Genomic DNA, 21537 nt, shown 5'->3' with positions numbered 1-21537 from the left:
CTGCGATTTATGCACAAATTTGCGCGTGACAACTTGCCACATCCGTAGACCCCCTATACTACAAGGCCTGAGGGCGGAGCCCCGGGCAATTCCCTTGTCATACGTGGGGCTTTTCATTACCATCCGACAAAATTTTTATAAGCAAAGATTCAATACTTAGTAGACGCCTGATTTAACAGGCCAAAAAGCTGATGGGAGAGGACTGAATGAGCAATGACGGCGTGAATGCAGGCCGGCGTCGCTTCTTGGTAGCAGCCACATCCGTGGTGGGTGCTGCAGGAGCGGTGGGGGCTGCGGTCCCGTTCGTGGGGTCATGGTTTCCCAGTGCCAAGGCGAAAGCCGCGGGTGCACCGGTGAAGGTGAATATCAGCAAAATCGAGCCAGGCCAGCAGATGATTGCTGAATGGCGCGGCCAGCCGGTCTTCATTGTTCGTCGTACCGAGGAAATCCTGGGAAATCTCAAGAAAATCGAGGGTCAGCTCTCTGATCCCGACTCGAAGAATTCCGACCAACCCGCCTACGTCGATAAGGAAATCCGTTCGATCAAGCCAGAGATCCTGCTGCTGATCGGTATCTGCACCCACTTGGGCTGCTCGCCTACCTTCCGCCCGGAAGTTGCTCCTGCCGACCTTGGCAAGGACTGGGTCGGTGGCTACTTCTGCCCCTGCCACGGTTCCCACTACGACCTGGCCGGTCGCGTCTACAAGTCACAACCCGCACCTTTGAACCTGCCCGTTCCGCCGCACCAATACGAGACGGACAGCATCGTTATCATTGGCGTCGACCAGGGGGAGAAGGCCTGATGAGCAAGTTCATGGATTGGGTGGATGCGCGCTTCCCTGCGACCAAAATGTGGGAAGACCATCTCAGCAAGTACTACGCGCCTAAAAACTTCAACTTCTTCTACTTCTTCGGCTCCCTGGCCCTGCTGGTGCTGGTCAACCAGATCGTCACCGGCGTCTGGCTGACCATGAGCTACACGCCATCGGCGGAAGAAGCGTTTGCGTCCGTCGAATACATCATGCGTGACGTCGAGTACGGCTCGATCCTGCGCCTGTTGCACTCCACCGGCGCCTCGGCGTTCTTCATCGTTGTCTACCTGCACATGTTCCGTGGCCTGCTCTACGGTTCGTACCAGAAGCCCCGCGAGCTGGTGTGGGTCTTCGGCATGCTGATCTACCTGGCGCTGATGGCCGAAGCCTTCATGGGTTACCTGCTGCCGTGGGGCCAGATGTCGTACTGGGGTGCCCAGGTGATCATCTCGCTGTTCGGTGCGATCCCCGTGATTGGCAACGACCTGACCCAGTGGATCCGCGGTGACTACCTGATCTCCGGCATTACCCTGAACCGCTTCTTCGCGTTGCACGTTGTGGCCCTGCCGATCGTGATCCTGGGCCTGGTGGTGCTGCACATCCTTGCGCTGCACGAAGTGGGCTCCAACAACCCCGATGGCGTGGACATCAAGAAGCACAAAGACGAAAACGGCGTACCGCTGGACGGCATTCCGTTCCACCCGTACTACACCGTGAAAGACATTGTCGGCGTGGTGGTGTTCCTGTTCATCTTCTGCTCGATCGTGTTCTTTTTCCCGGAGATGGGCGGTTATTTCCTGGAGAAACCCAACTTCGAACAGGCCAACGCCTTCAAGACACCTGAGCACATTGCCCCGGTCTGGTACTTCACGCCGTTCTACGCCATCTTGCGGGCGATCCCCGACAAGCTCATGGGCGTGATGGCGATGGGCGCCTCGATCGCGCTGCTGTTCGTGTTGCCATGGCTCGACCGCAGCCCGGTCAAATCCATGCGCTACAAAGGCTGGCTGAGCAAGATCTGGCTGTGGGTGTTCTGCATCGCGTTCGTGATCCTGGGTATCTTGGGCGTATTGGCGCCCACCCCTGAGCGTACGTTGCTGTCGCAGGTCTGCACCTTCCTGTACTTCGCCTACTTCATTCTGATGCCGTTCTACACCCGGCTAGAGAAGACCAAACCGGTTCCGGAAAGGGTGACTGGCTGATGAAAAAATTATTCGTTGCATTGATGCTTGCGGCCCTGCCGCTACTGTCCTTCGCTGCCGAGCACGGTGGCCCGGAGCTGGAAAAAGTCGACATCGACGTGTCTGACAAAGCGGCCATGCAAGACGGCGCACGGACGTTCGCCAACTATTGCATGGGCTGCCACAGCGCCAAGTTCCAGCGTTATGAGCGTGTGGCCGACGACCTGGGGATCCCCCACGACGTGATGCTGCAAAAACTGGTGTTCACCGGTGCCAAGATCGGCGACCACATGAGCATCGGCATGCAGCCGGCTGACGCCAAGGTCTGGTTCGGCGCTGCGCCGCCCGACCTGACCCTGGTCGCCCGTGTACGTGGCACCGACTGGCTCTACGGCTACCTGAAGTCCTTCTACGACGACCCGGCACGCCCGCTGGGTGCCAACAACCGCGTGTTCCCGAACGTCGGCATGCCGAACGTTCTGGTCGGCCTGCAAGGCAAGCAAGTGGTAGGATGCAAGCAGATCCAGGTCGTTGAAGACGGCAAGAAGCAATACGATCCACTGACCGGCACGCCGTTGACCCATGAAGCGTGCGATCAGCTGAAGATTGAGACCCCCGGTGCCCAGACCGAGGCGCAGTTCGACGAGACGGTCAAGAACCTCGTGACCTTCCTGGCGTACTCTGCCAACCCGGTCAAACTGCAGCACCAGCGCATCGGCACTTATGTGCTGCTGTACCTGGCCTTCTTCTTCGTATTCGCCTATCTGCTCAAACGCGAATACTGGAAGGATGTGCATTGATCCAACCGTAAGCAATTGCTGTTAATCTTGCGCGCCCAGCGGCATCTCTGAACACGTAGCGCTCTGGTTGTACCAGGCGATACAGAGATGCTCTCTGGGCGCGCTCGTTTTTGAGCTTTCGATAATTTCAACAAGCGAGGAGGACCGCCATGGGCGTGACCAATCGGTTGGCCTGTTACTCCGACCCCGCCGACCACTATTCCCACCGAGTGCGTATCGTGCTCGCGGAGAAGGGTGTCAGCGCCGAGATCATCAGTGTGGAGGCGGGCCGTCAGCCGCCAAAACTGATCGAAGTGAACCCTTACGGCAGCTTGCCCACCCTGGTCGATCGTGACCTGGCGTTGTGGGAGTCGACCGTGGTGATGGAATACCTGGATGAGCGTTACCCGCATCCGCCTTTGCTGCCGGTGTACCCGGTGGCGCGTGCCAACAGCCGCCTGCTGATCCATCGGATCCAGCGTGACTGGTGCGGGCTGGTGGATGTGATTCTGGATTCGCGTACAAAAGAAGCGGTCCGCGTGCAGGCGCGTAAGGAATTGCGCGAAAGTCTGACCGGCGTTTCGCCGTTGTTCGCCGATAAACCTTTTTTCCTCAGCGAGGAACAAAGTTTGGTGGATTGCTGCCTATTACCGATACTCTGGCGTTTGCCGATTCTCGGTATTGAACTGCCGCGGCCTGCCAAGCCGCTGCTTGATTACATGGAGCGCCAGTTTGCGCGTGAGGCTTTCCAGGCGAGTCTGTCTGGCGTCGAACGCGATATGCGCTAAGGCTTAAGGAGCCGCTGATGAACTCCAGTCGACCCTACTTGGTCCGCGCGCTCTATGAGTGGATTGTGGACAACGATTGCACCCCGCACATGCTGGTCAATTCCGAATTCCCTGCGGTTCAGGTACCGCAGGGGTTTGCCAGTGACGGACAGATCGTCCTGAACGTGTCACCCAGTGCTGTGCGACACCTGCACATGGACAACGAAGCCGTGAGCTTCGAAGGGCGTTTCGGCGGCGTGCCGCATACGCTGTTCGTGCCTATTGGTGCCATCCTCGGGATCTACGCCCGGGAAAATGGCCAGGGCATGGTGTTTGATCTGGAGTCGCCTTTCGAGGACGACGAATCGATCGAAAGCGAAGACGGTGATGACCTGCCGCCACCGGATGCCGAGCCACCGCGCCCAAGCGGCCGGCCGAGCCTGAAAGTGGTGAAGTAACGGGCTTTCCCTCGGGGGAGCGCTGAAAGAATGCCTCGACCTGTGTCGGGGCATTTTTTTGCGCGAAGGATATAGATGAAAGTCGCGCCCGGACGGTGATCGTACAACCACCATGGGCTATGATGCGTGCTCAAGCTCACCGAGAAAGATGATTCATCATGGAAAACGCCAACACCGCCCCTCGTCTTCCCCGCAAGCGCCGTAGCCTTGCCCAGGAATTGGTCACGGTGTTGTCCGAGCAGATCCGCGACGGCCAGCTCAAGCGTGGCGATAAACTGCCCACCGAGTCGGCGATCATGGATGCCCATGGCGTCAGTCGTACGGTGGTGCGCGAAGCGATCTCGCGATTGCAGGCGGCGGGGCAGGTGGAAACCCGTCACGGTATCGGCACGTTTGTGTTGGATACGCCGAGCCCGAGCGGCTTTCGGATCGACCCGGCCACGGTGGTGACGCTGCGTGATGTGTTGGCGATCCTGGAACTGCGGATCAGCCTGGAAGTGGAGTCTGCAGGTCTGGCTGCGTTACGTCGCAGTGATGAGCAACTGGCGGCCATGCGTGCAGCGCTCGATGCGTTGAATGAAAGCGCGGCCCACGCCGGCGATGCGGTGGCCTCTGACTTTGCATTTCACCTGGAAATTGCCCTGTCCACGGGTAACCGTTACTTCACCGACATCATGACCCACCTGGGCACCAGCATTATTCCGCGCACGCGTTTGAACTCGGCACGCCTGGCCCATGATGACCAGCAGCACTACATGGGCCGCCTGAGCCGCGAGCACGAAGAGATCTACGAGGCGATTGCCCGCCAGGATTCGGACGCGGCACGAGCGGCCATGCGTTTGCATTTGACCAACAGCCGTGAGCGGCTGCGCCATGCCCATGAAGAGGCAGAAGCGCAACGCGGTTAAAAGAAGGCAACCGAGTTGTGCCGGATGTAAATCGATCTAATTGTGGGAGCGGGCTTGCTCGCGAATGCGGTGTGTCAGTCTGCACCTGCATCAACTGAAAGGCGCCTTCGCGAGCAAGCCCGCTCCCACATTTTGATCTCCAGTGTCTGGAATGACGTATTTATTTAGTTGGCAGGTTGGTTGGGCTTATAGTCCTTGAGCAACAGGTAAGTGCTCCACCCCCACCAATCATTGGTCCAGTGCTTGTCGTTCAGGTCATTCACGTCCTTGCGGCGCAGCACCTTGTCACCCTCCATCTTGAACAGCGGCGAGAAGTTGTTCGCCGGGTTCTGCGCGGCATTCAAGTCCGGCACATACAGCGGCGCCTTGAAGTTGGCCGGGGAGGGCGCAACACCGCTGATGAACGTGTCGAAGATCTCATCGGCCGACGCCTGCACCGCACGTTTGACCTGCACGCGGTTGTCCGCATCAATCGCGTCGAAGTAGCGCTTGTCGCCGTAGGCACGCCACTGATCGCCCATGGCGTTACGCACTTTGAGCCCGAACTTGCTGTCTTCGTCGTGCATGAAGCGGCTGATCAGCGAACCCAGCTCACCCGGTGTCACCACCGCCGCCAGTTGTTTGCGCGGCACCCGCAGATGGCCGGCAGAAAACAGGTCGGTCAGGAAGTGATCCGCAAAACTGTTCATGGCATACGCCAGTTCCAGTGCCTGGTCGGTGCCGGTCTGATGGGCGACCACTGCCTGTTGCAATGCGGCGGTATGGCCGGCCAGGTACGCGGACAGCGCCCACTCACCAAAGTGGTCGGCGTTATCCGCCGCCAGCTTCAAGTAGCGCCCCAGCGGGATAAGCGCAGACACCGCGCTGCCACCTCCGGTGATGCGGTTCCATTCCTCAGACAACGTATCTCCCAGGGCGTCATAGGCTTCATGGGCCTGCTTGCCGTCCTTGATCGCCTGGTTGACCGCGTTGATCTCCTTTTGCATGACCGCGAGAATCTTGCGCGCTTCTTCTCGCGAAGCGGGAAGCACGGCCAACGTGTTGAACGCGGCGGTAAAGCGTTGCACGCGATCAGCCGGGGAGGCGCCGTCGCTGATGGGTTGGCCAGGAATGCCGTAGAAGTCACCACCCAGGGCAATCACTTGGCCGTAGGTGAGTGCCAGCCCGTTGGGCAGGTGCAATTCGACTTGGCGCGCCGGGATGGCCGGTGCGTCCTTGACGAAGCGCAGCAGCGTGTCGTCGCCGATGGCGGTGTGCTCGCCGCCTTCGAAGCGCAGGGTTGGCGGGTTTTTTTCGGGTGCTGCGAGTTCAAGATCTGACATGTTAGCTCCTTGCTATGTCGTAGGAATCTTCCGTAATGACTGTATGTATATACAGTTAATTCGAGCATAGAGTAAAAAATTCCTACGTCAAGAAGCCCTGCCTCAACACCTCGAAGAATGAAGGTCGATGAATTGCAGTTGACGAATCTTTTTATAGTTGTACGATGACGTACGACATCAACAAACCAACAACAACCTTTCGACAGAAAGTCTTCGCCCAGGGTGTTCGAATAATGAATCCACAAGAACTGAAGTCCATCCTCTCCCACGGTCTGCTGTCTTTCCCGGTGACCGATTTCAACGCCCAGGGTGACTTCCACCAGGCGGGCTACATCAAGCGCCTGGAATGGCTGGCCCCTTACGGCGCCACCGCCTTGTTCGCGGCTGGTGGTACCGGTGAGTTTTTCTCCCTCGCCGCCAGCGAATATTCCCAAGTGGTGAAAACCGCGGTTGATACCTGTGCCACCAGCGTGCCGATCCTGGCCGGTGTCGGCGGTTCGACCCGCCAGGCCATCGAGTACGCTCAGGAAGCCGAGCGCCTGGGTGCCAAAGGCCTGTTGCTGCTGCCGCACTACCTCACCGAAGCCAGCCAGGACGGCGTTGCCGCCCACGTTGAAGCTGTGTGCAAGTCGGTAAAAATCGGCGTGGTGGTGTACAACCGCAACGTCTGCCGCCTGACCGCGCCGCTGCTGGAACGCCTGGCCGAGCGCTGCCCGAACCTGATCGGCTACAAGGATGGCCTGGGTGACATCGAGTTGATGGTGTCGATCCGCCGTCGTCTGGGCGATCGTTTCAGCTACCTCGGCGGCCTGCCGACTGCAGAGGTTTACGCCGCTGCCTACAAGGCCCTGGGCGTGCCGGTGTACTCCTCGGCGGTGTTCAACTTCATCCCGAAAACCGCGATGGACTTCTACCACGCGATCGCCCAGGACGATCACGCCACCGTTGCCAAGATCATCGACAACTTCTTCCTGCCTTACCTGGACATCCGTAACCGCAAGGCCGGCTACGCCGTGAGCATCGTCAAGGCTGGCGCGAAGATCGCCGGCTACGACGCAGGCCCGGTGCGCACTCCGCTGACCGACCTGTTGCCGGAAGAATACGAAGCCCTGGCCGCGCTGATCGACAAGCAAGGTCCGCAGTAACTCATCAACAAGGCCGCTGAGAGATCAGCGGCCTTTTGCGTCAGGAGAAGATTTGTGTCCCAAGCCAAACGTTTTGATAACTACATCAACGGCGAGTGGGTGGCCGGTGCCGACTACTGCGTCAACATCAACCCGTCGGAGCTTTCCGATGCGATTGGTGAATATGCCAAGGCGGATGTAGCCCAGGTTAATGCTGCCATTGATGCGGCACGCGCTGCCTGCCCAGCCTGGTCGACTTCCGGCATCCAGGCGCGCCATGACGCCCTGGACAAAGTCGGCAGCGAAATCCTTGCCCGCCGCGAAGAGCTTGGCACCTTGCTGGCCCGGGAAGAGGGCAAGACCCTGCCCGAAGCCATTGGTGAAGTGACCCGTGCTGGCAACATCTTCAAATTCTTCGCCGGTGAATGCCTGCGTTTGTCCGGCGATTACGTGCCGTCGGTGCGCCCGGGCGTCAATGTTGAAGTCACCCGCGAAGCCTTGGGCGTGGTCGGTCTGATCACCCCGTGGAACTTCCCGATCGCCATTCCCGCGTGGAAAATCGCCCCGGCCCTGGCCTACGGCAACTGCGTGGTGATCAAGCCGGCCGAACTGGTGCCGGGTTGTGCCTGGGCCCTGGCGGAGATCATCTCCCGCGCCGGCTTCCCGGCCGGTGTGTTCAACCTGGTGATGGGCAGCGGCCGCGTGGTTGGCGATGTGCTGGTCAACAGCCCGAAAGTCGACGGCATCAGCTTTACCGGTTCCGTGGGTGTGGGCCGCCAGATCGCGGTCAGCTGCGTGTCGCGCCAGGCCAAAGTGCAGTTGGAAATGGGGGGCAAGAACCCGCAGATCATCCTCGACGACGCCGACCTCAAGCAGGCCGTCGAGCTGTCGGTACAGAGCGCGTTCTACTCCACCGGCCAGCGTTGCACCGCCTCCAGTCGCCTGATCGTGACGGCGGGCATCCATGACCAGTTCGTCGCGGCCATGGCCGAGCGCATGAAGTCGATCAAAGTCGGCCACGCGCTCAAAAGCGGCACCGACATCGGCCCGGTGGTCTCCCAGGCGCAGTTGGACCAGGACCTGAAGTACATCGACATCGGCCAAAGCGAAGGCGCGCGGCTGGTCAGCGGTGGTGGATTGGTGACCTGCGATACCGAAGGCTACTTCCTGGCGCCAACACTGTTTGCCGACAGCGAAGCGGCCATGCGCATCAGCCGTGAAGAGATCTTCGGCCCGGTGGCCAACGTGGTGCGCGTGGCGGACTACGAGGCGGCGCTGGCCATGGCCAATGACACCGAATTCGGTTTGTCGGCGGGCATCGCCACTACTTCGCTGAAGTACGCCAACCACTTCAAACGCCACTCCCAGGCCGGGATGGTGATGGTCAACCTGCCGACCGCCGGCGTGGACTACCACGTTCCGTTCGGTGGCCGTAAGGGCTCATCCTATGGTTCGCGTGAGCAAGGTCGCTATGCGCAAGAGTTCTACACCGTGGTGAAGACCAGCTACATCGGTTCGTAACACGCAGTACCTGTCGGCACCGGTTCCTGTGCGAGCTGGTCTGTGTGGGAGCTGGCTTGCCTGCGATAGCATCACCGCGGTGTAACGGATGCACCGCGGTGCCTCCATCGCAGGCAAGCCAGCTCCCACATAAAGCAGTCTTCACCGGCAAAAAACACAACGATTACCCGCAAAAAAAATAATTAGTGGGAGTACTTCTTCATGCAAGCGACCAAGCCGACCCACGTCCGCTATTTGATCCTGCTCATGCTGTTCCTGGTGACCACGATCAACTACGCCGACCGGGCTACCATCGCCATCGCCGGCTCCAGCCTGCAAAAAGACCTCGGCATCGACGCGGTCACCCTCGGTTATATCTTCTCTGCATTCGGTTGGGCTTACGTGGCCGGGCAAATCCCCGGTGGCTGGCTGCTGGACCGTTTCGGCTCGAAAAAAATCTATGCCCTGAGCATCTTCACCTGGTCGCTGTTCACCGTGCTGCAAGGCTATGTGGGCGAGTTCGGGGTCTCCACCGCGATCGTCGCGCTGTTCATGCTGCGCTTTCTGGTGGGTCTGGCCGAGGCGCCTTCCTTCCCGGGAAATGCCCGCATCGTAGCGGCGTGGTTTCCCACGGCTGAGCGCGGCACCGCGTCGGCGATCTTCAACTCGGCGCAGTACTTCGCCACCGTGTTGTTCGCCCCGTTGATGGGCTGGATCGTCTACACCTTCGGCTGGCAGCACGTGTTTATCGTGATGGGCGGCATCGGCATCCTGTTCTCGCTGATCTGGCTGAAGCTGATCCACGGCCCGCGCCAGCACCCGATGATCAACGAAGCGGAGTTCAACCACATCGCCGCCAATGGCGCGATGGTTGATATGGACCAAGACAAGGGCAAGGGTAAGAAAACCGACGGCCCGAAGTGGGATTACATCCGCCAGTTGCTGACCAACCGCATGATGCTCGGTGTCTATTTGGGCCAGTACTGCATCAACGGCATCACCTATTTCTTCCTGACCTGGTTCCCGGTGTACCTGGTGCAAGAGCGCGGCATGACCATTCTCAAGGCCGGTTTCATTGCCTCGTTGCCGGCGATCTGCGGCTTTATCGGCGGCGTGCTCGGCGGGGTGATTTCCGACTACTTGCTGCGCAAGGGGCATTCCCTGACCTTCGCCCGCAAAGCGCCGATCATCGGTGGCCTGTTGATTTCCAGCAGCATCGTGGCGTGCAACTACGTGGATATCGAGTGGATGGTGGTGGGCTTCATGGCCCTGGCTTTCTTCGGCAAAGGCGTTGGCGCACTGGGTTGGGCGGTGGTGTCTGACACCTCGCCAAAACAAATCGCCGGGCTCAGTGGTGGCCTGTTCAACATGTTTGGCAACCTGGCGTCCATCAGTACACCAATCGTGATCGGCTACATCATCAGCACCACCGGCTCCTTCAAGTGGGCCTTGGTGTTTGTGGGTGCCAACGCGTTGCTGGCGGTGTTCAGCTACCTGGTGGTTGTCGGCCCGATCAAGCGTGTGGTGCTCAAGGAGCCGCCAGCCAAGGGCCCTCAGTTGACTAACCTTACCGAAGCGCATTCCTGAGGGGCGATGTCATGCAGTTGATTGAACATGCCGATTCGCCGCGCTCGATTCGCTTACACCCGCGCGACAACGTGGTGATCGTGGTGAACGACCAGGGCGTACCGGCCGGCACCGAGTTCCCGGACGGTCTGGTCACCGTGGACTTCATCCCCCAGAGCCACAAGGTGACCCTGGAAGATATCCCGGAAGGCGGGCAGATCATTCGCTATGGCCAGACCATCGGCTACGCCCTGGCGCCGATCCCGCGTGGCAGTTGGGTGCAGGAAGATCAGTTGCGCATGCCCACCGCGCCACCGCTGGACAGCCTGCCGCTGTCCACCGAAGTGCCAGAAACCCAGGCGCCGCTGGAAGGGTTTACCTTCGAGGGTTACCGCAACGCCGACGGCACCGTGGGCACGCGCAACATCCTTGGCATTACCACCACGGTGCAGTGCGTCACGGGCGTGCTGGACCATGCGGTCAAGCGCATCAAGGACGAGTTGCTGCCCAAGTACCCGCATGTCGATGACGTGGTGGCGCTGACCCACAGCTACGGCTGCGGCGTGGCGATCACGGCGACGGATGCCTATATCCCGATCCGCACCGTGCGTAACCTGGCGCGCAACCCGAACCTGGGCGGCGAAGCGCTGGTGATCAGCCTGGGCTGCGAGAAGCTGCAGGCCGGGCAGGTGATGCACGACAACGACAGTTCGGTGGACCTGAGCGAGCCGTGGTTGTATCGGTTGCAGGATTCCAGCCACGGTTTTACCGAAATGATCGAGCAGATCATGGCGCTGGCCGAAACCCGCCTGAAAAAGCTCGACCAGCGCCGCCGTGAAACCGTGCCGGCGTCGGAACTGATCCTCGGCATGCAGTGCGGTGGCAGCGATGCATTTTCCGGCATCACCGCCAACCCGGCGCTGGGCTATGCCTCGGACTTGCTGTTGCGGGCCGGGGCGACGGTGATGTTTTCCGAAGTCACGGAAGTGCGTGATGCCATCTACTTGCTGACTTCACGTGCCGAGACCCAAGCAATCGCCGAGGAACTGGTCCGGGAAATGGACTGGTACGACCGCTACCTGGCCAAGGGCGAGGCGGACCGCAGTGCCAATACCACGCCGGGCAACAAGAAGGGCGGGTTGTCGAACATTGTCGAGAAGTCCCTGGGTTCCATCGTCAAGTCCGGCAGCAGTGCGATCAACGGCGTGCTTGGCCCCGGTGAGCGCTTCAAGGGCAAGGGGCTGATCTTTTGCGCAACGCCGGCCAGCGACTTTGTGTGTGGCACCTTGCAACTGGCGGCCGGGATGAACCTGCACGTGTTCACCACCGGGCGCGGCACGCCTTATGGGCTGGCGATGGCGCCGGTGGTGAAGGTGTCGACACGCACGGAATTGGCGCAGCGCTGGCCGGACCTGATCGACATCGACGCGGGGCGAATCGCCACCGGACGGGCGAGCATTGAGGAGTTGGGCTGGGAGTTGTTCCACTTCTATTTGGATGTGGCCAGCGGCAAGAAGCAGACATGGGCGGAGCGCCACAAGCTGCACAACGACATCACCCTGTTCAACCCCGCCCCCATCACCTGACGGCTGGCACGGCCCCTGTGGGAGCTGGTTTGCCTGCGTTAGTGGAGTGTCAGTCACAGATCTATCGGCTGACACACCGCCATCGCAGGCAAGCCAGCTCCTACATTTAAAGGTATTCACGCATCAATAATGTGGGAGCGGGCTTGCTCGCGAAGGCGTCTTACCAGGCGCTACAGGTCAGCATGGCTTATCATTAGCCACCTAACGACGCTCACCAAGGTTCTCCCCGGCATGCTGGCAATTTTCCTCACCACCCTGACCATCACCGCGCCGGTGTTTGCCATGCTGTTCCTGGGCGTGCTGCTCAAGCGCGTCAACTGGATCAACGACAACTTCATCCACGTCGCGTCGTCCCTGGTGTTCAACGTCACCATGCCGGCGTTGCTGTTCCTGGGCATCCTGCATGCCGACCTGCACTCGGCGCTCAAGCCGGGCCTGCTGATCTATTTTGCCGTCGCCACCCTGTTGAGCTTTGCCTTGGCCTGGGGCTGGGCGATCTTTCGCTGCCCCCGTGAAGACCGCGGCATTTATGCCCAGGGCGCATTTCGTGGCAACAACGGGGTGATCGGCCTGGCACTGGCGGCCAGCATGTACGGCGACTACGGCATCTCCCTCGGCGCGATCCTCGCCGCGCTGGTGATCCTGTTCTACAACACCCTGTCGACCATCGTGCTGGCGGTGTACAGCCCGGTGATCAAGTCCGACCCGTGGAGCATCTGCAAAAGCGTGGTGGCCAACCCGTTGATCATCAGCGTGATTGCGGCCACGCCCTTTGCGGTGTTCCAGATCGGTTTGCCCGGTTGGCTGGAGTCGTCCGGCCAGTACCTGGCGGACATGACCTTGCCGCTGGCGCTGATCTGCATCGGTGGCACCTTGTCTCTGGCGGCGTTGCGCAAAAGCGGCAGCATGGCGCTAAGTGCCAGCCTGGTGAAGATGATCGGCTTGCCCGTGTTTGCAACGCTGGGCGCGTGGCTGTTGGGCTTTCGCGGGCCGGAGCTGGGGATTTTGTTCCTGTATTTCGGCGCACCCACTGCGGCGGCGAGTTTCGTGATGGCCCGGGCGGCGGAGGGCAATCATGAGCTGGCGGCGGCGATTATCGTGATCACCACCTTGATGGCAGCGGTGACCACCAATATCGGGATCTTTGTGTTGCAGGCGGGGGGGTGGATCTGAATTTTCTGCCGTCCGTGAGGGCCAATCGCAGGCAAGCCAGCTCCCACATTTTGATTTGTGAACACATTCAAAGGTGGGAGCCGGCTTGCCGGCGATAGCAATCCAACGGTTACTGCTTATCTGCCTGATACGCCTCGATCACTTCCTGCGCCGCCCGAAACGCATCAATCGCCGCCGGCACGCCGGCATACACCGCGCAATGCAGCAGCGCTTCACGAATCTCTTCTACGGTGCAGCCATTGTTCAACGCCCCGCGCACATGTCCCTTGAGTTCCTGCGGGCACTTGAGGGCGGTGAGGGCCGCCAGGGTGATCAGGCTGCGGGTCTTCAGCGGCAACCCTTCGCGGTTCCACACACTGCCCCAGGCATGTTCATTGACGAAGTCCTGCAGCGGCTGGGTGAATTCGGTGGCGTTGCCCAGGGCGCGGTCGACGAACACATCGCCCATGACCTGGCGACGCATCTCAACTCCGGGCTTTTTCTGATCGGTCATTGCGATTCCCTCTTGTGTTGGCGGCGCCAGGCTCGCAGCGTGCTGAACAACAGAAAAGCCACCAGCACTGGCAGGACGTAATACAGCATCAGGTGTTCAAGCTTGGTGGCCAGGGGCATGCCGGTGGTGAACGCCATCACGTGCAGCCCGTAAGCGAGGTACAGGCCCAGCAGTACCAGGCCTTCGGCGCGAGTCACGCGGTAACCGGTGTAGAACACCGGCAGGCACAGCACCACCACGCCGAGCATCACCGGCAAATCGAAATCCAGGGCATTGGGCGATACCGACAGCGGCGAGGGCGCAAGCAGGGCGGTCAGCCCCAATACGCCCAGCAAGTTGAACAGGTTGCTGCCGATCACGTTGCCCACGGCGATTTCGCGCTCACCACGCAGGGCGGCGATCAGTGACGTCGCCAGGCACGGCAGCGAGGTGCCGACGCCGATCAGGGTCAGGCCGATCACGCGCTCCGACAGGCCCAGGTCGCCCGCTACATCCACCGCTGCGCCGAGCAGCAGGTGCCCGGCGAGCACCAGGATCAACAACCCGCCGAGCATCAGCAGCACGCTGCTGAACCAGGGGGCGCGGGCCACGGTGTCCAGTGTGCGCGGGCGGCGTGAATGGCGCGTCTGGTAATGCAGCACGCCGAGGTAGGCGACCAGTGCGACCAGCAGCACCAGGCCATCGACCGGCGTCAGTTCTTCATTGGCGGCGAGGGTGAACACCAGCAGGCCGGCGAAGATCATCACCGGGATGTCCAGGCGCACCAACTGGCGCGAGACCCGCAACGGAATAATCAGTGCCGACAGGCCCAGGGTCACCAGGATGTTGAAGATGCTGCTGCCGATCACGCTGCCCACCGCGATATCGGTGTTGCCGGCCAGGGTGGCTTGCAGGCTGACGGTCATCTGCGGCGCGCTGCTGCCGAAGGCGACGATGGTCAGGCCGATGATCAGCGGTCGCACCTTGAGGCTGGCGGCCAGGCGCACGGCGGCGCGCACCAGGATCTCGGCGCCAACGATCAGCAGCACCAGGCCGCTGACCAGTTCCAGCAGGCTCCAGGGCGAGAGGGCGGTTAATCCGAAAATGACCGGTCCTCCATCGTCAATTGCCCAGGGCTTGCACGCGCACGCGCGCGGTACCGCTGCTGATCATGCCCAATTGCTCGGCGGCCTTGCGTGAAAGATCGATCAAGCGCCCACGGGTATGCGGGCCGCGATCGTTGATGCGGACAACCACGGATTTGTCATTGTCGAGATTCGTGACCTTGACCTGGGTGCCGAAGGGCAGTTGCCGATGGGCGGCGGTCAGGGCGTTCTGGTTGAAGGGTTCACCGCTGGCGGTCTTGTTGCCATGGTGCTTGGCACCGTAATAGGAGGCGGTGCCGGTTTCGTCGTAGCCGTTGGGGTTGATGACGCCGCTGGCGCAGCCGGCCAGCAGAGAGAACAGGGCCAGGAGGCCAAGTAGACGCTTCATTGCAAGATGCCCCCATGACAAATGTGGGAGCTGGCTTGCCTGCGATGCAGACGACTCGGTGTTTCAAACACACCGAGGTGATGCAATCGCAGGCAAGCCAGCTCCCACAGGGTATTCGGGCAGGGGGTAAATCCCGCCCGGACCATTTACCGCTGTCAGCCTTCGAGCTTGCTTTTGAGCAATTCGTTCACCTGTTGCGGGTTGGCCTTGCCCTTGGAGGCTTTCATTGCCTGGCCCACAAAGAAACCGAACATCTTGCCGCGCTTGGCTTCGTCTGCCGCACGGTATTGCTCGACCTGCTCGGCGTTGGCCGCGAGCATTTCATCCAGCACGGCCGAAATCGCGCCGCTGTCGGTGACTTGCTTGAGGCCGCGCTTCTCGATGATTTCGTCAGCGCTGCCTTCGCCTGCAGCCATCGCTTCAAACACGGTCTTGGCGATCTTGCCGGAGATGGTGTTGTCCTTGATGCGCAGTAACATGCCACCCAATTGCTCGGCGGTGACCGGGGCTTCGTCGATTTCCAGGCCCTGTTTGTTCAACAGGCTGCCCAGTTCAACCATCACCCAGTTGGCCGCCAGCTTGGCGTCACCGGCAATGCTCACGACTTTTTCGAAGTAGTTGGCTTGTTCACGGCTGGAGGCCAAGACGCTGGCATCGTAGACCGACAAGCCGAACTGCTCCTGGAAGCGCTCGCGTTTCTGCTGCGGCAGTTCCGGCAGGGTGGCGCGGATGTCGTTGAGGTATGCGTCCTCAAGCACCACCGGCAACAGGTCCGGGTCGGGGAAGTAACGGTAGTCGTTGGCTTCCTCTTTACTGCGCATGGCACGGGTTTCGTCTTTGTTCGGGTCGTACAGGCGGGTCTGCTGGATGACCTTGCCGCCGTCTTCGATCAGCTCGATCTGGCGACGCACTTCGGTGTTGATCGCCTTCTCGATGAAGCGGAACGAGTTGACGTTCTTGATCTCGCAGCGGGTGCCGAACTCGACCTGGCCCTTTGGCCGTACCGACACGTTGCAGTCACACCGCAGCGAGCCTTCGGCCATGTTGCCATCGCAGATGCCCAGGTAGCGCACCAGCGCGTGGATGGTCTTGACGTAGGCCACGGCTTCCTTGGCACTGCGCATGTCCGGCTCGGAGACGATCTCCAGCAGCGGCGTACCCGCACGGTTCAGGTCGATACCGGTGGCGCCCGGGAATTCTTCGTGCAGGCTCTTGCCGGCATCTTCTTCCAGGTGGGCGCGGGTTACGCCGACGCGCTTGATGGTGCCGTCTTCCAGCGGGATATCCAGGTGGCCCTTGCCAACAATCGGCAGTTCCATCTGGCTGATCTGGTAGCCCTTGGGCAGGTCCGGGTAGAAGTAGTTCTTGCGTGCGAACACGTTGTGCTGGCCGATCTCGGCGTCAATCGCCAGGCCGAACATCACGGCCATGCGTACCGCTTCCTGGTTCAGCACCGGCAGAACGCCAGGCATGCCCAGGTCTACCAGGCTGGCCTGGGTGTTCGGTTCGGAGCCGAACGTGGTGGCGCTACCGGAGAAAATCTTCGATTGGGTGGCGAGCTGGGTATGAATCTCCAGCCCGATCACAACTTCCCATTGCATAGTGTTCTCCTCAGAAGCCGGTAGGGGTGCGGGTGTGCCAGTCGGTGTGCAACTGGTACTGGTGCGCCACATTGAGCAGGCGGCCTTCCTGGAAATACGGGGCGAGCAATTGCACGCCGACCGGCAGGCCATCGACGAAACCGGCAGGCATGGACAAGCCCGGCAGGCCCGCGAGGTTGGCGGTGATGGTGTAAAGGTCTTCGAGGTAGGCAGCGACCGGGTCGCCGTTCTTGGCGCCGAGCTTCCAGGCCGGGTTCGGCGTGGTTGGGCCGAGGATCACGTCGACTTCTTCGAAGGCGGCCATGAAGTCGTTCTTCACCAGGCGACGGATCTTTTGCGCCTTGAGGTAGTACGCGTCGTAGTAACCGGCCGACAGGGCGTAGGCCCCGACCATGATGCGGCGCTGTACTTCGGCACCGAAGCCTTCGCCACGGGAGCGCTTATAAAGGTCGGTGAGGTCTTTCGGGTTTTCGCAGCGGTAGCCGAAACGCACGCCGTCGAAACGCGACAGGTTGGAGGACGCTTCAGCCGGGGCGATCACGTAGTACGCAGGGATCGCGTGCCCGTTGTTCGGCAGGCTGACTTCCTTGATCACGGCGCCGAGCTTTTCCAGCTCCTTGACGCTGTTGTGCACAAGCTCCGCGATGCGTGGGTCGAGACCAGCGCTGAAGTATTCCTTCGGCACGCCGATGCGCAGGCCCTTGATCGAGGTGTTCAGGCTGGCGCTGTAGTCCGGCACGGGCTCGTCGATGCTGGTGGAGTCCTGTTTATCGAAGCCGGCCATGCCTTGTAACAAAATCGCGCAGTCTTCGGCGGTACGTGCCAGGGGGCCGCCCTGATCGAGGCTGGACGCGTAGGCGATCATGCCCCAGCGGGACACGCGGCCGTAGGTTGGCTTCAGACCGGTGAGGTTGGTGAAGGCGGCAGGCTGGCGGATCGAGCCGCCGGTGTCGGTGGCGGTAGCGGCCGGCAGGAAGCGCGCAGCCACTGCGGCAGCCGAACCACCCGACGAACCACCGGGCACGTGCTCCAGGTTCCACGGGTTCTTCACCGCGCCGTAGTAGCTCGACTCGTTGGCCGAACCCATGGCGAATTCGTCCATGTTGGTCTTGCCCAGGGTCACGGCCCCGGCGGCAGCCAGCTTGGACACCACGGTGGCGTCGTAGGGTGCCTTGAAGTTGTCGAGCATCTTCGAGCCGCAACTGGTGCGAATGCCCTGGGTGCAGAACAGGTCCTTGTGGGCGATAGGCGCACCCAGCAGTGGGCTGTTTTCACCGTTGGCGCGACGTGCGTCGGCGGCCTTGGCCTGGCTCAAGGCCAGCTCTTCGGTGAGGCTGATGAAGCTGTTGACCTTCGGATCGTGCTCGGCGATGCGCGCCAGCAGGGTCTTGGTCAGCTCTTCGGAAGAAAACTTTTTGTCGGCGAGACCGCGGGCGATCTCGGCCAGAGTCATGTGATGCATGAAAGGCTCTTTCCCTTTAGTCGATGACTTTCGGAACCAGGTACAGGCCGTTTTCGACCGCTGGCGCGATGGACTGGTAGGCCTCGCGATTATTACTCTCGGTCACGACGTCTGCGCGCAGGCGCTGGCTGGCTTCCAGCGGGTGAGCCAAAGGCTCGATACCGTCGGTATTTACGGCCTGCATCAGGTCGACCAGCCCGAGAATGCTGTTCAGGGCTGCAGTGGTCTGTGGAAGATCGGCATCATTGAGGCCAAGCGAGGCCAGATGCGCGATTTTTTCCACGTCGGAGCGTTCAAGCGTCATGGGAATCTCCAGTGGAAAACAGAACGGAGGCTGTCCGTGTGTTAGATTGTCGGAACACTACCGCATTTCTACGGTCTTACGGCCGCGATTGTGGGGTTAGGTGCACAGAAAGTCGGCCAATTTAGCACATTGGCGCCTTGCCCAAAATCCCTGTCGTTGTTAGAGTTTGCCGCACTTTTTTACCCACGCGTTGCCTAGGGTCCCTTTCCCATGTTCAAGAAACTGCGTGGCATGTTTTCCAGCGATCTTTCCATTGACCTGGGCACTGCCAACACCCTTATTTACGTGCGCGAGCGCGGTATCGTCCTGAATGAGCCATCGGTTGTGGCTATTCGGACGCACGGTAACCAGAAAAGTGTCGTTGCCGTTGGCACCGAGGCCAAGCGCATGCTCGGCCGTACACCAGGCAATATTGCCGCCATTCGTCCGATGAAAGACGGCGTGATCGCCGACTTCAGCGTCTGCGAGAAGATGCTGCAGTACTTCATCAACAAGGTTCACGAAAACAGTTTCCTGCAGCCCAGCCCTCGTGTGCTGATCTGCGTTCCGTGCAAATCCACCCAGGTTGAGCGTCGTGCCATCCGTGAATCGGCCCTCGGTGCCGGTGCCCGTGAAGTGTTCCTGATCGAAGAGCCGATGGCGGCTGCGATCGGTGCCGGCCTGCCGGTTGAAGAAGCGCGTGGCTCGATGGTGGTGGATATCGGTGGTGGTACCACTGAAATCGCCCTGATCTCCCTCAACGGTGTGGTGTATGCCGAATCCGTACGTGTGGGCGGCGACCGTTTCGACGAAGCGATCATCACTTATGTGCGTCGTAACTACGGCAGCCTGATCGGCGAATCCACCGCCGAGCGCATCAAGCAGGAAATCGGCACCGCTTACCCGGGCGGCGAAGTGCGCGAAGTCGATGTTCGCGGTCGCAACCTGGCCGAAGGCGTTCCACGTGCTTTCACCCTGAACTCCAACGAAGTGCTGGAAGCTCTGCAAGAGTCCCTGGCCACTATCGTTCAGGCAGTGAAGAGCGCCCTGGAGCAATCGCCACCGGAGCTGGCTTCCGATATCGCCGAGCGTGGCCTGGTACTGACCGGCGGTGGCGCCTTGCTGCGTGACCTCGACAAGCTGCTGGCCCAGGAAACTGGCCTGCCGGTGATCGTCGCCGAAGACCCGCTGACCTGCGTTGCCCGTGGCGGTGGTCGTGCACTGGAAATGATGGATAAACACACCATGGACCTGCTTTCCAGCGAATAAGCATTTGCTGATTAGCCCATGTTTCGCCCGCAGGCAGCACTTTGCAGTGCTGCCTGTTGGCGTTTATCTTCTTCAATCTGCATCCAGGCCGGTTAGATGCCGTATGAATAAAGAGAACATTTGCCTGGGAGGAGCGGCTTATTAAACCGCTTTTCGCCAAAGGCCCCTCATTGGGCGTGCGCCTGTTGGTGCTGGTCGTGCTTTCGGTCGCGCTGATGGTGGTCGATGCCCGCTTTGCACTGCTCAAGCCCGTGCGCAGCCAGATGTCGCTGGTGTTGATGCAGACCTACTGGATCACCGACCTGCCGCAACGTCTCTACCAGGGCGTGGCCAGCCAATTCGGCAGCCGCACCGAGCTGGTTGCCGAGAACGAAAAACTCAAGACCGAAAACCTGCTGCTGCAGGGGCGCATGCAAAAGCTGGCGGCCCTCACCGAGCAGAACGTTCGGTTGCGCGAGTTGCTCAATTCTTCCGCGCTGGTCAACGAGAAGGTCGAAGTGGCCGAGTTGATCGGCATGGACCCCAACCCCTTTACCCATCGCATCATCATCAACAAGGGTGAACGTGACGGTGTGGTCCTCGGCCAGCCGGTGCTTGATGCCCGTGGCCTGATGGGCCAGGTGGTGGAGCTGATGCCTTATACCTCGCGGGTTCTGCTGCTGACGGACACCACCCACAGTATCCCGGTGCAGGTGAACCGCAACGGCTTGCGTGCGATTGCCAGCGGCACCGGCAACCCGGAACGCCTGGAATTGCGCCACGTCGCCGACACGGCGGATATCAAGGAAGGCGACCTGCTGGTCAGCTCCGGCCTTGGCCAACGTTTCCCGGCCGGTTACCCGGTGGCGACGGTCAAGGAAGTGATCCACGATTCCGGCCAGCCCTTCGCCATCGTGCGTGCCGTACCGACGGCGGCCTTGAACCGCAGCCGTTACCTGCTGCTGGTGTTCAGCGACAACCGCACTCCTGAAGAGCGCGCCAATGACGCCGCCCAGGCCCAAGAAGCGGAAGACAAGCAAAACGGTGTTGCGCCGATTGTGCCTGCAACCGTGCCAAAACCGGCATTCGTCGGGCCGCCTGCGCCTGCACCTGCTGCGGCGGCGCCCGTAGCCACTCCCGCCAAGCCTGCGGCGCACAATGCGCGTGCGGCTAAACCGGCAGCGACCAAGCCACCGGCCGCGACGCCTGCGGCCAGGCCTGCGGCGACCGCCCCGGCAACCACACGGCAGAGGGAGGAATAATGGCCGGTACTCATTCGCGCAACGGCTGGATCGTCTGGCTGACCTTTGCCATCGGCTTGCTGCTCAGCGTTTCGCCGTTGCCGCAATTCATGGAAATCCTGCGACCGCTCTGGCTGGCGCTGCTGCTGGCCTTCTGGTCGCTGAACCTGCCGCACAAGGTCGGCATGGTCACGGCGATGTTCCTGGGCTTGGCGGAAGATGTGCTCTATGGCACCTTGCTGGGGCAGAACGCGTTGATCCTTACCCTGATCACCTTCCTGGTGCTGTCGTTGCAGCAACGGCTGCGCATGTTTCCGATGTGGCAGCAGTGCCTGGTGATTCTGGTGATCTTCGGCCTGGCTCAACTGGTGCAGCTGTGGCTGAGCGCCTTGACCGGCAACCGCCAGCCCACCCTAGCGCTGGTATTGCCAGCGCTGGTCAGTGCGCTGTTGTGGCCTTGGATCAGTTTCGGCCTGCGTGGGTTACGTCGTCGCTATAAGATCAATTGAACGGATTGCGAGGCTCTGCCTGGTTATCGAACCCTACAGGGAGAGTCTGGA

General features: G+C 60.8%; 21 protein-coding genes. 14 read left to right on the top strand and 7 right to left on the bottom strand.

Translation table 11 applies throughout. The features are described 5' to 3' along the window. The first annotated feature begins 206 nt into the window (after positions 1-206). The 6 genes from petA to M2394_RS06920 all read left to right on the top strand — a co-directional run bounded on the left by petA (position 207) and on the right by M2394_RS06920 (position 4905). Positions 207-803 (top strand): ubiquinol-cytochrome c reductase iron-sulfur subunit, encoded by a 597-nt coding sequence (gene petA, locus M2394_RS06945; RefSeq protein WP_122720920.1) that lies wholly within the window; start codon positions 207-209, stop codon positions 801-803. Then, positions 803-2014 (top strand): cytochrome bc complex cytochrome b subunit, encoded by a 1212-nt coding sequence (locus M2394_RS06940; RefSeq protein WP_178922669.1) that lies wholly within the window; start codon positions 803-805, stop codon positions 2012-2014. The genes petA and M2394_RS06940 overlap by 1 nt, the downstream gene beginning before the upstream one ends. Then, positions 2014-2793, top strand: coding sequence for a cytochrome c1 (locus M2394_RS06935; RefSeq protein WP_176995103.1), 780 nt, complete (start codon positions 2014-2016; stop codon positions 2791-2793). Before M2394_RS06940 ends, M2394_RS06935 begins: the two co-directional genes overlap by 1 nt. A gap of 149 nt (positions 2794-2942) precedes the next feature. Then, a complete protein-coding gene (locus M2394_RS06930) occupies positions 2943-3560 on the top strand; it encodes a glutathione S-transferase N-terminal domain-containing protein (protein WP_016971566.1) in 618 nt (205 codons plus the stop codon). Between the two features lie 17 nt (positions 3561-3577). Beyond that, positions 3578-3997 carry a ClpXP protease specificity-enhancing factor gene (locus M2394_RS06925; RefSeq protein ID WP_176995101.1) on the top strand — a complete coding sequence of 140 codons (420 nt, stop codon included), beginning with the start codon at positions 3578-3580 and terminating at the stop codon, positions 3995-3997. Positions 3998-4155: 158 nt separating this feature from the next. Then, entirely contained in the window at positions 4156-4905 is a 750-nt protein-coding gene (locus M2394_RS06920; protein ID WP_016976230.1) for a FadR/GntR family transcriptional regulator, read from the top strand. Between the two features lie 164 nt (positions 4906-5069). Here M2394_RS06920 and M2394_RS06915 read toward each other — a convergent pair whose 3' ends face one another. Next, the gene (locus M2394_RS06915) at positions 5070-6227 is read right to left on the bottom strand and encodes a phospholipase (RefSeq protein WP_259171953.1); all 1158 of its coding nucleotides are present in this window, start codon (positions 6225-6227) and stop codon (positions 5070-5072) included. 233 nt (positions 6228-6460) lie between these two features. On the opposite strand from M2394_RS06915, the gene kdgD reads away from it, so the two are divergent. The 5 genes from kdgD to M2394_RS06890 all read left to right on the top strand — a co-directional run bounded on the left by kdgD (position 6461) and on the right by M2394_RS06890 (position 13176). Then, a complete protein-coding gene (gene kdgD, locus M2394_RS06910; RefSeq protein WP_017138261.1) occupies positions 6461-7372 on the top strand; it encodes a 5-dehydro-4-deoxyglucarate dehydratase in 912 nt (303 codons plus the stop codon). 54 nt (positions 7373-7426) lie between these two features. Beyond that, positions 7427-8872, top strand: a complete 1446-nt coding sequence (locus tag M2394_RS06905) for an aldehyde dehydrogenase family protein (RefSeq protein WP_259171951.1) — start codon at positions 7427-7429, stop codon at positions 8870-8872. A 201-nt stretch (positions 8873-9073) separates the two neighbouring features. Continuing rightward, on the top strand, positions 9074-10438 hold the full coding sequence (locus M2394_RS06900; RefSeq protein WP_259171950.1) for an MFS transporter: 1365 nt from the start codon (positions 9074-9076) through the stop codon (positions 10436-10438). Positions 10439-10449: 11 nt separating this feature from the next. Beyond that, a complete protein-coding gene (gene garD, locus M2394_RS06895; RefSeq protein WP_178922675.1) occupies positions 10450-12003 on the top strand; it encodes a galactarate dehydratase in 1554 nt (517 codons plus the stop codon). 231 nt (positions 12004-12234) lie between these two features. Further along, positions 12235-13176 carry an AEC family transporter gene (locus M2394_RS06890; protein WP_178922677.1) on the top strand — a complete coding sequence of 314 codons (942 nt, stop codon included), beginning with the start codon at positions 12235-12237 and terminating at the stop codon, positions 13174-13176. A gap of 109 nt (positions 13177-13285) precedes the next feature. Here the strand turns inward: M2394_RS06890 and M2394_RS06885 are convergent, their stop codons facing one another. From M2394_RS06885 to gatC, 6 genes are all read right to left on the bottom strand, one after another. Beyond that, the gene (locus tag M2394_RS06885) at positions 13286-13669 is read right to left on the bottom strand and encodes a carboxymuconolactone decarboxylase family protein (protein ID WP_065875108.1); all 384 of its coding nucleotides are present in this window, start codon (positions 13667-13669) and stop codon (positions 13286-13288) included. Beyond that, positions 13666-14712, bottom strand: a complete 1047-nt coding sequence (locus M2394_RS06880) for a calcium/sodium antiporter (RefSeq protein ID WP_259172027.1) — start codon at positions 14710-14712, stop codon at positions 13666-13668. The genes M2394_RS06885 and M2394_RS06880 overlap by 4 nt, the downstream gene beginning before the upstream one ends. A 58-nt stretch (positions 14713-14770) precedes the next feature. Next, on the bottom strand, positions 14771-15142 hold the full coding sequence (locus M2394_RS06875; RefSeq protein ID WP_176995095.1) for a septal ring lytic transglycosylase RlpA family protein: 372 nt from the start codon (positions 15140-15142) through the stop codon (positions 14771-14773). Between the two features lie 155 nt (positions 15143-15297). After that, the gene (gene gatB / locus M2394_RS06870) at positions 15298-16743 is read right to left on the bottom strand and encodes an Asp-tRNA(Asn)/Glu-tRNA(Gln) amidotransferase subunit GatB (RefSeq protein WP_178922678.1); all 1446 of its coding nucleotides are present in this window, start codon (positions 16741-16743) and stop codon (positions 15298-15300) included. A 10-nt stretch (positions 16744-16753) separates the two neighbouring features. Next, entirely contained in the window at positions 16754-18205 is a 1452-nt protein-coding gene (gatA, locus tag M2394_RS06865; protein ID WP_259171949.1) for an Asp-tRNA(Asn)/Glu-tRNA(Gln) amidotransferase subunit GatA, read from the bottom strand. Positions 18206-18221: 16 nt separating this feature from the next. After that, positions 18222-18509, bottom strand: coding sequence for an Asp-tRNA(Asn)/Glu-tRNA(Gln) amidotransferase subunit GatC (gene gatC, locus M2394_RS06860; protein ID WP_178922682.1), 288 nt, complete (start codon positions 18507-18509; stop codon positions 18222-18224). Positions 18510-18719: 210 nt separating this feature from the next. On the opposite strand from gatC, the gene mreB reads away from it, so the two are divergent. The 3 genes from mreB (at position 18720) to mreD (ending at position 21486) form a co-directional block, all read left to right on the top strand. Beyond that, positions 18720-19757: a rod shape-determining protein MreB gene (gene mreB, locus M2394_RS06855; RefSeq protein WP_002555108.1), complete on the top strand. Its 1038-nt coding sequence runs from the start codon at positions 18720-18722 to the stop codon at positions 19755-19757. Between the two features lie 140 nt (positions 19758-19897). Continuing rightward, entirely contained in the window at positions 19898-20998 is a 1101-nt protein-coding gene (mreC, locus tag M2394_RS06850) for a rod shape-determining protein MreC (RefSeq protein WP_259172026.1), read from the top strand. After that, positions 20998-21486 (top strand): rod shape-determining protein MreD, encoded by a 489-nt coding sequence (mreD, locus tag M2394_RS06845; protein ID WP_003171788.1) that lies wholly within the window; start codon positions 20998-21000, stop codon positions 21484-21486. The genes mreC and mreD overlap by 1 nt, the downstream gene beginning before the upstream one ends. Positions 21487-21537 lie beyond the last annotated feature (51 nt).

The sequence above is a fragment of the Pseudomonas sp. BIGb0164 genome (genome assembly GCF_024810135.1).
Lineage (GTDB): Bacteria > Pseudomonadota > Gammaproteobacteria > Pseudomonadales > Pseudomonadaceae > Aquipseudomonas.
Note: the sequence above shows the minus strand (reverse complement) of the source record. Positions and strands in the feature narration are given on the sequence as shown.

Excerpts from the sequence above, each read along its gene's own strand:
- mreB (WP_002555108.1), top strand. The coding sequence starts at position 18,720 with ATGTTCAAGAAACTGCGTGGCATGTTTTCCAGCGATCTTTCCATTGAC.
- M2394_RS06925 (WP_176995101.1), top strand. The coding sequence starts at position 3,578 with ATGAACTCCAGTCGACCCTACTTGGTCCGCGCGCTCTATGAGTGGATT.
- M2394_RS06885 (WP_065875108.1), bottom strand. The coding sequence starts at position 13,669 with ATGACCGATCAGAAAAAGCCCGGAGTTGAGATGCGTCGCCAGGTCATG.
- petA (WP_122720920.1), top strand. The coding sequence starts at position 207 with ATGAGCAATGACGGCGTGAATGCAGGCCGGCGTCGCTTCTTGGTAGCA.
- gatC (WP_178922682.1), bottom strand. The coding sequence starts at position 18,509 with ATGACGCTTGAACGCTCCGACGTGGAAAAAATCGCGCATCTGGCCTCG.
- kdgD (WP_017138261.1), top strand. The coding sequence starts at position 6,461 with ATGAATCCACAAGAACTGAAGTCCATCCTCTCCCACGGTCTGCTGTCT.
- garD (WP_178922675.1), top strand. The coding sequence starts at position 10,450 with ATGCAGTTGATTGAACATGCCGATTCGCCGCGCTCGATTCGCTTACAC.
- M2394_RS06920 (WP_016976230.1), top strand. The coding sequence starts at position 4,156 with ATGGAAAACGCCAACACCGCCCCTCGTCTTCCCCGCAAGCGCCGTAGC.
- M2394_RS06940 (WP_178922669.1), top strand. The coding sequence starts at position 803 with ATGAGCAAGTTCATGGATTGGGTGGATGCGCGCTTCCCTGCGACCAAA.
- M2394_RS06900 (WP_259171950.1), top strand. The coding sequence starts at position 9,074 with ATGCAAGCGACCAAGCCGACCCACGTCCGCTATTTGATCCTGCTCATG.
- M2394_RS06890 (WP_178922677.1), top strand. The coding sequence starts at position 12,235 with ATGCTGGCAATTTTCCTCACCACCCTGACCATCACCGCGCCGGTGTTT.
- mreD (WP_003171788.1), top strand. The coding sequence starts at position 20,998 with ATGGCCGGTACTCATTCGCGCAACGGCTGGATCGTCTGGCTGACCTTT.
- M2394_RS06915 (WP_259171953.1), bottom strand. The coding sequence starts at position 6,227 with ATGTCAGATCTTGAACTCGCAGCACCCGAAAAAAACCCGCCAACCCTG.
- gatA (WP_259171949.1), bottom strand. The coding sequence starts at position 18,205 with ATGCATCACATGACTCTGGCCGAGATCGCCCGCGGTCTCGCCGACAAA.
- M2394_RS06875 (WP_176995095.1), bottom strand. The coding sequence starts at position 15,142 with ATGAAGCGTCTACTTGGCCTCCTGGCCCTGTTCTCTCTGCTGGCCGGC.
- gatB (WP_178922678.1), bottom strand. The coding sequence starts at position 16,743 with ATGCAATGGGAAGTTGTGATCGGGCTGGAGATTCATACCCAGCTCGCC.
- M2394_RS06930 (WP_016971566.1), top strand. The coding sequence starts at position 2,943 with ATGGGCGTGACCAATCGGTTGGCCTGTTACTCCGACCCCGCCGACCAC.
- M2394_RS06935 (WP_176995103.1), top strand. The coding sequence starts at position 2,014 with ATGAAAAAATTATTCGTTGCATTGATGCTTGCGGCCCTGCCGCTACTG.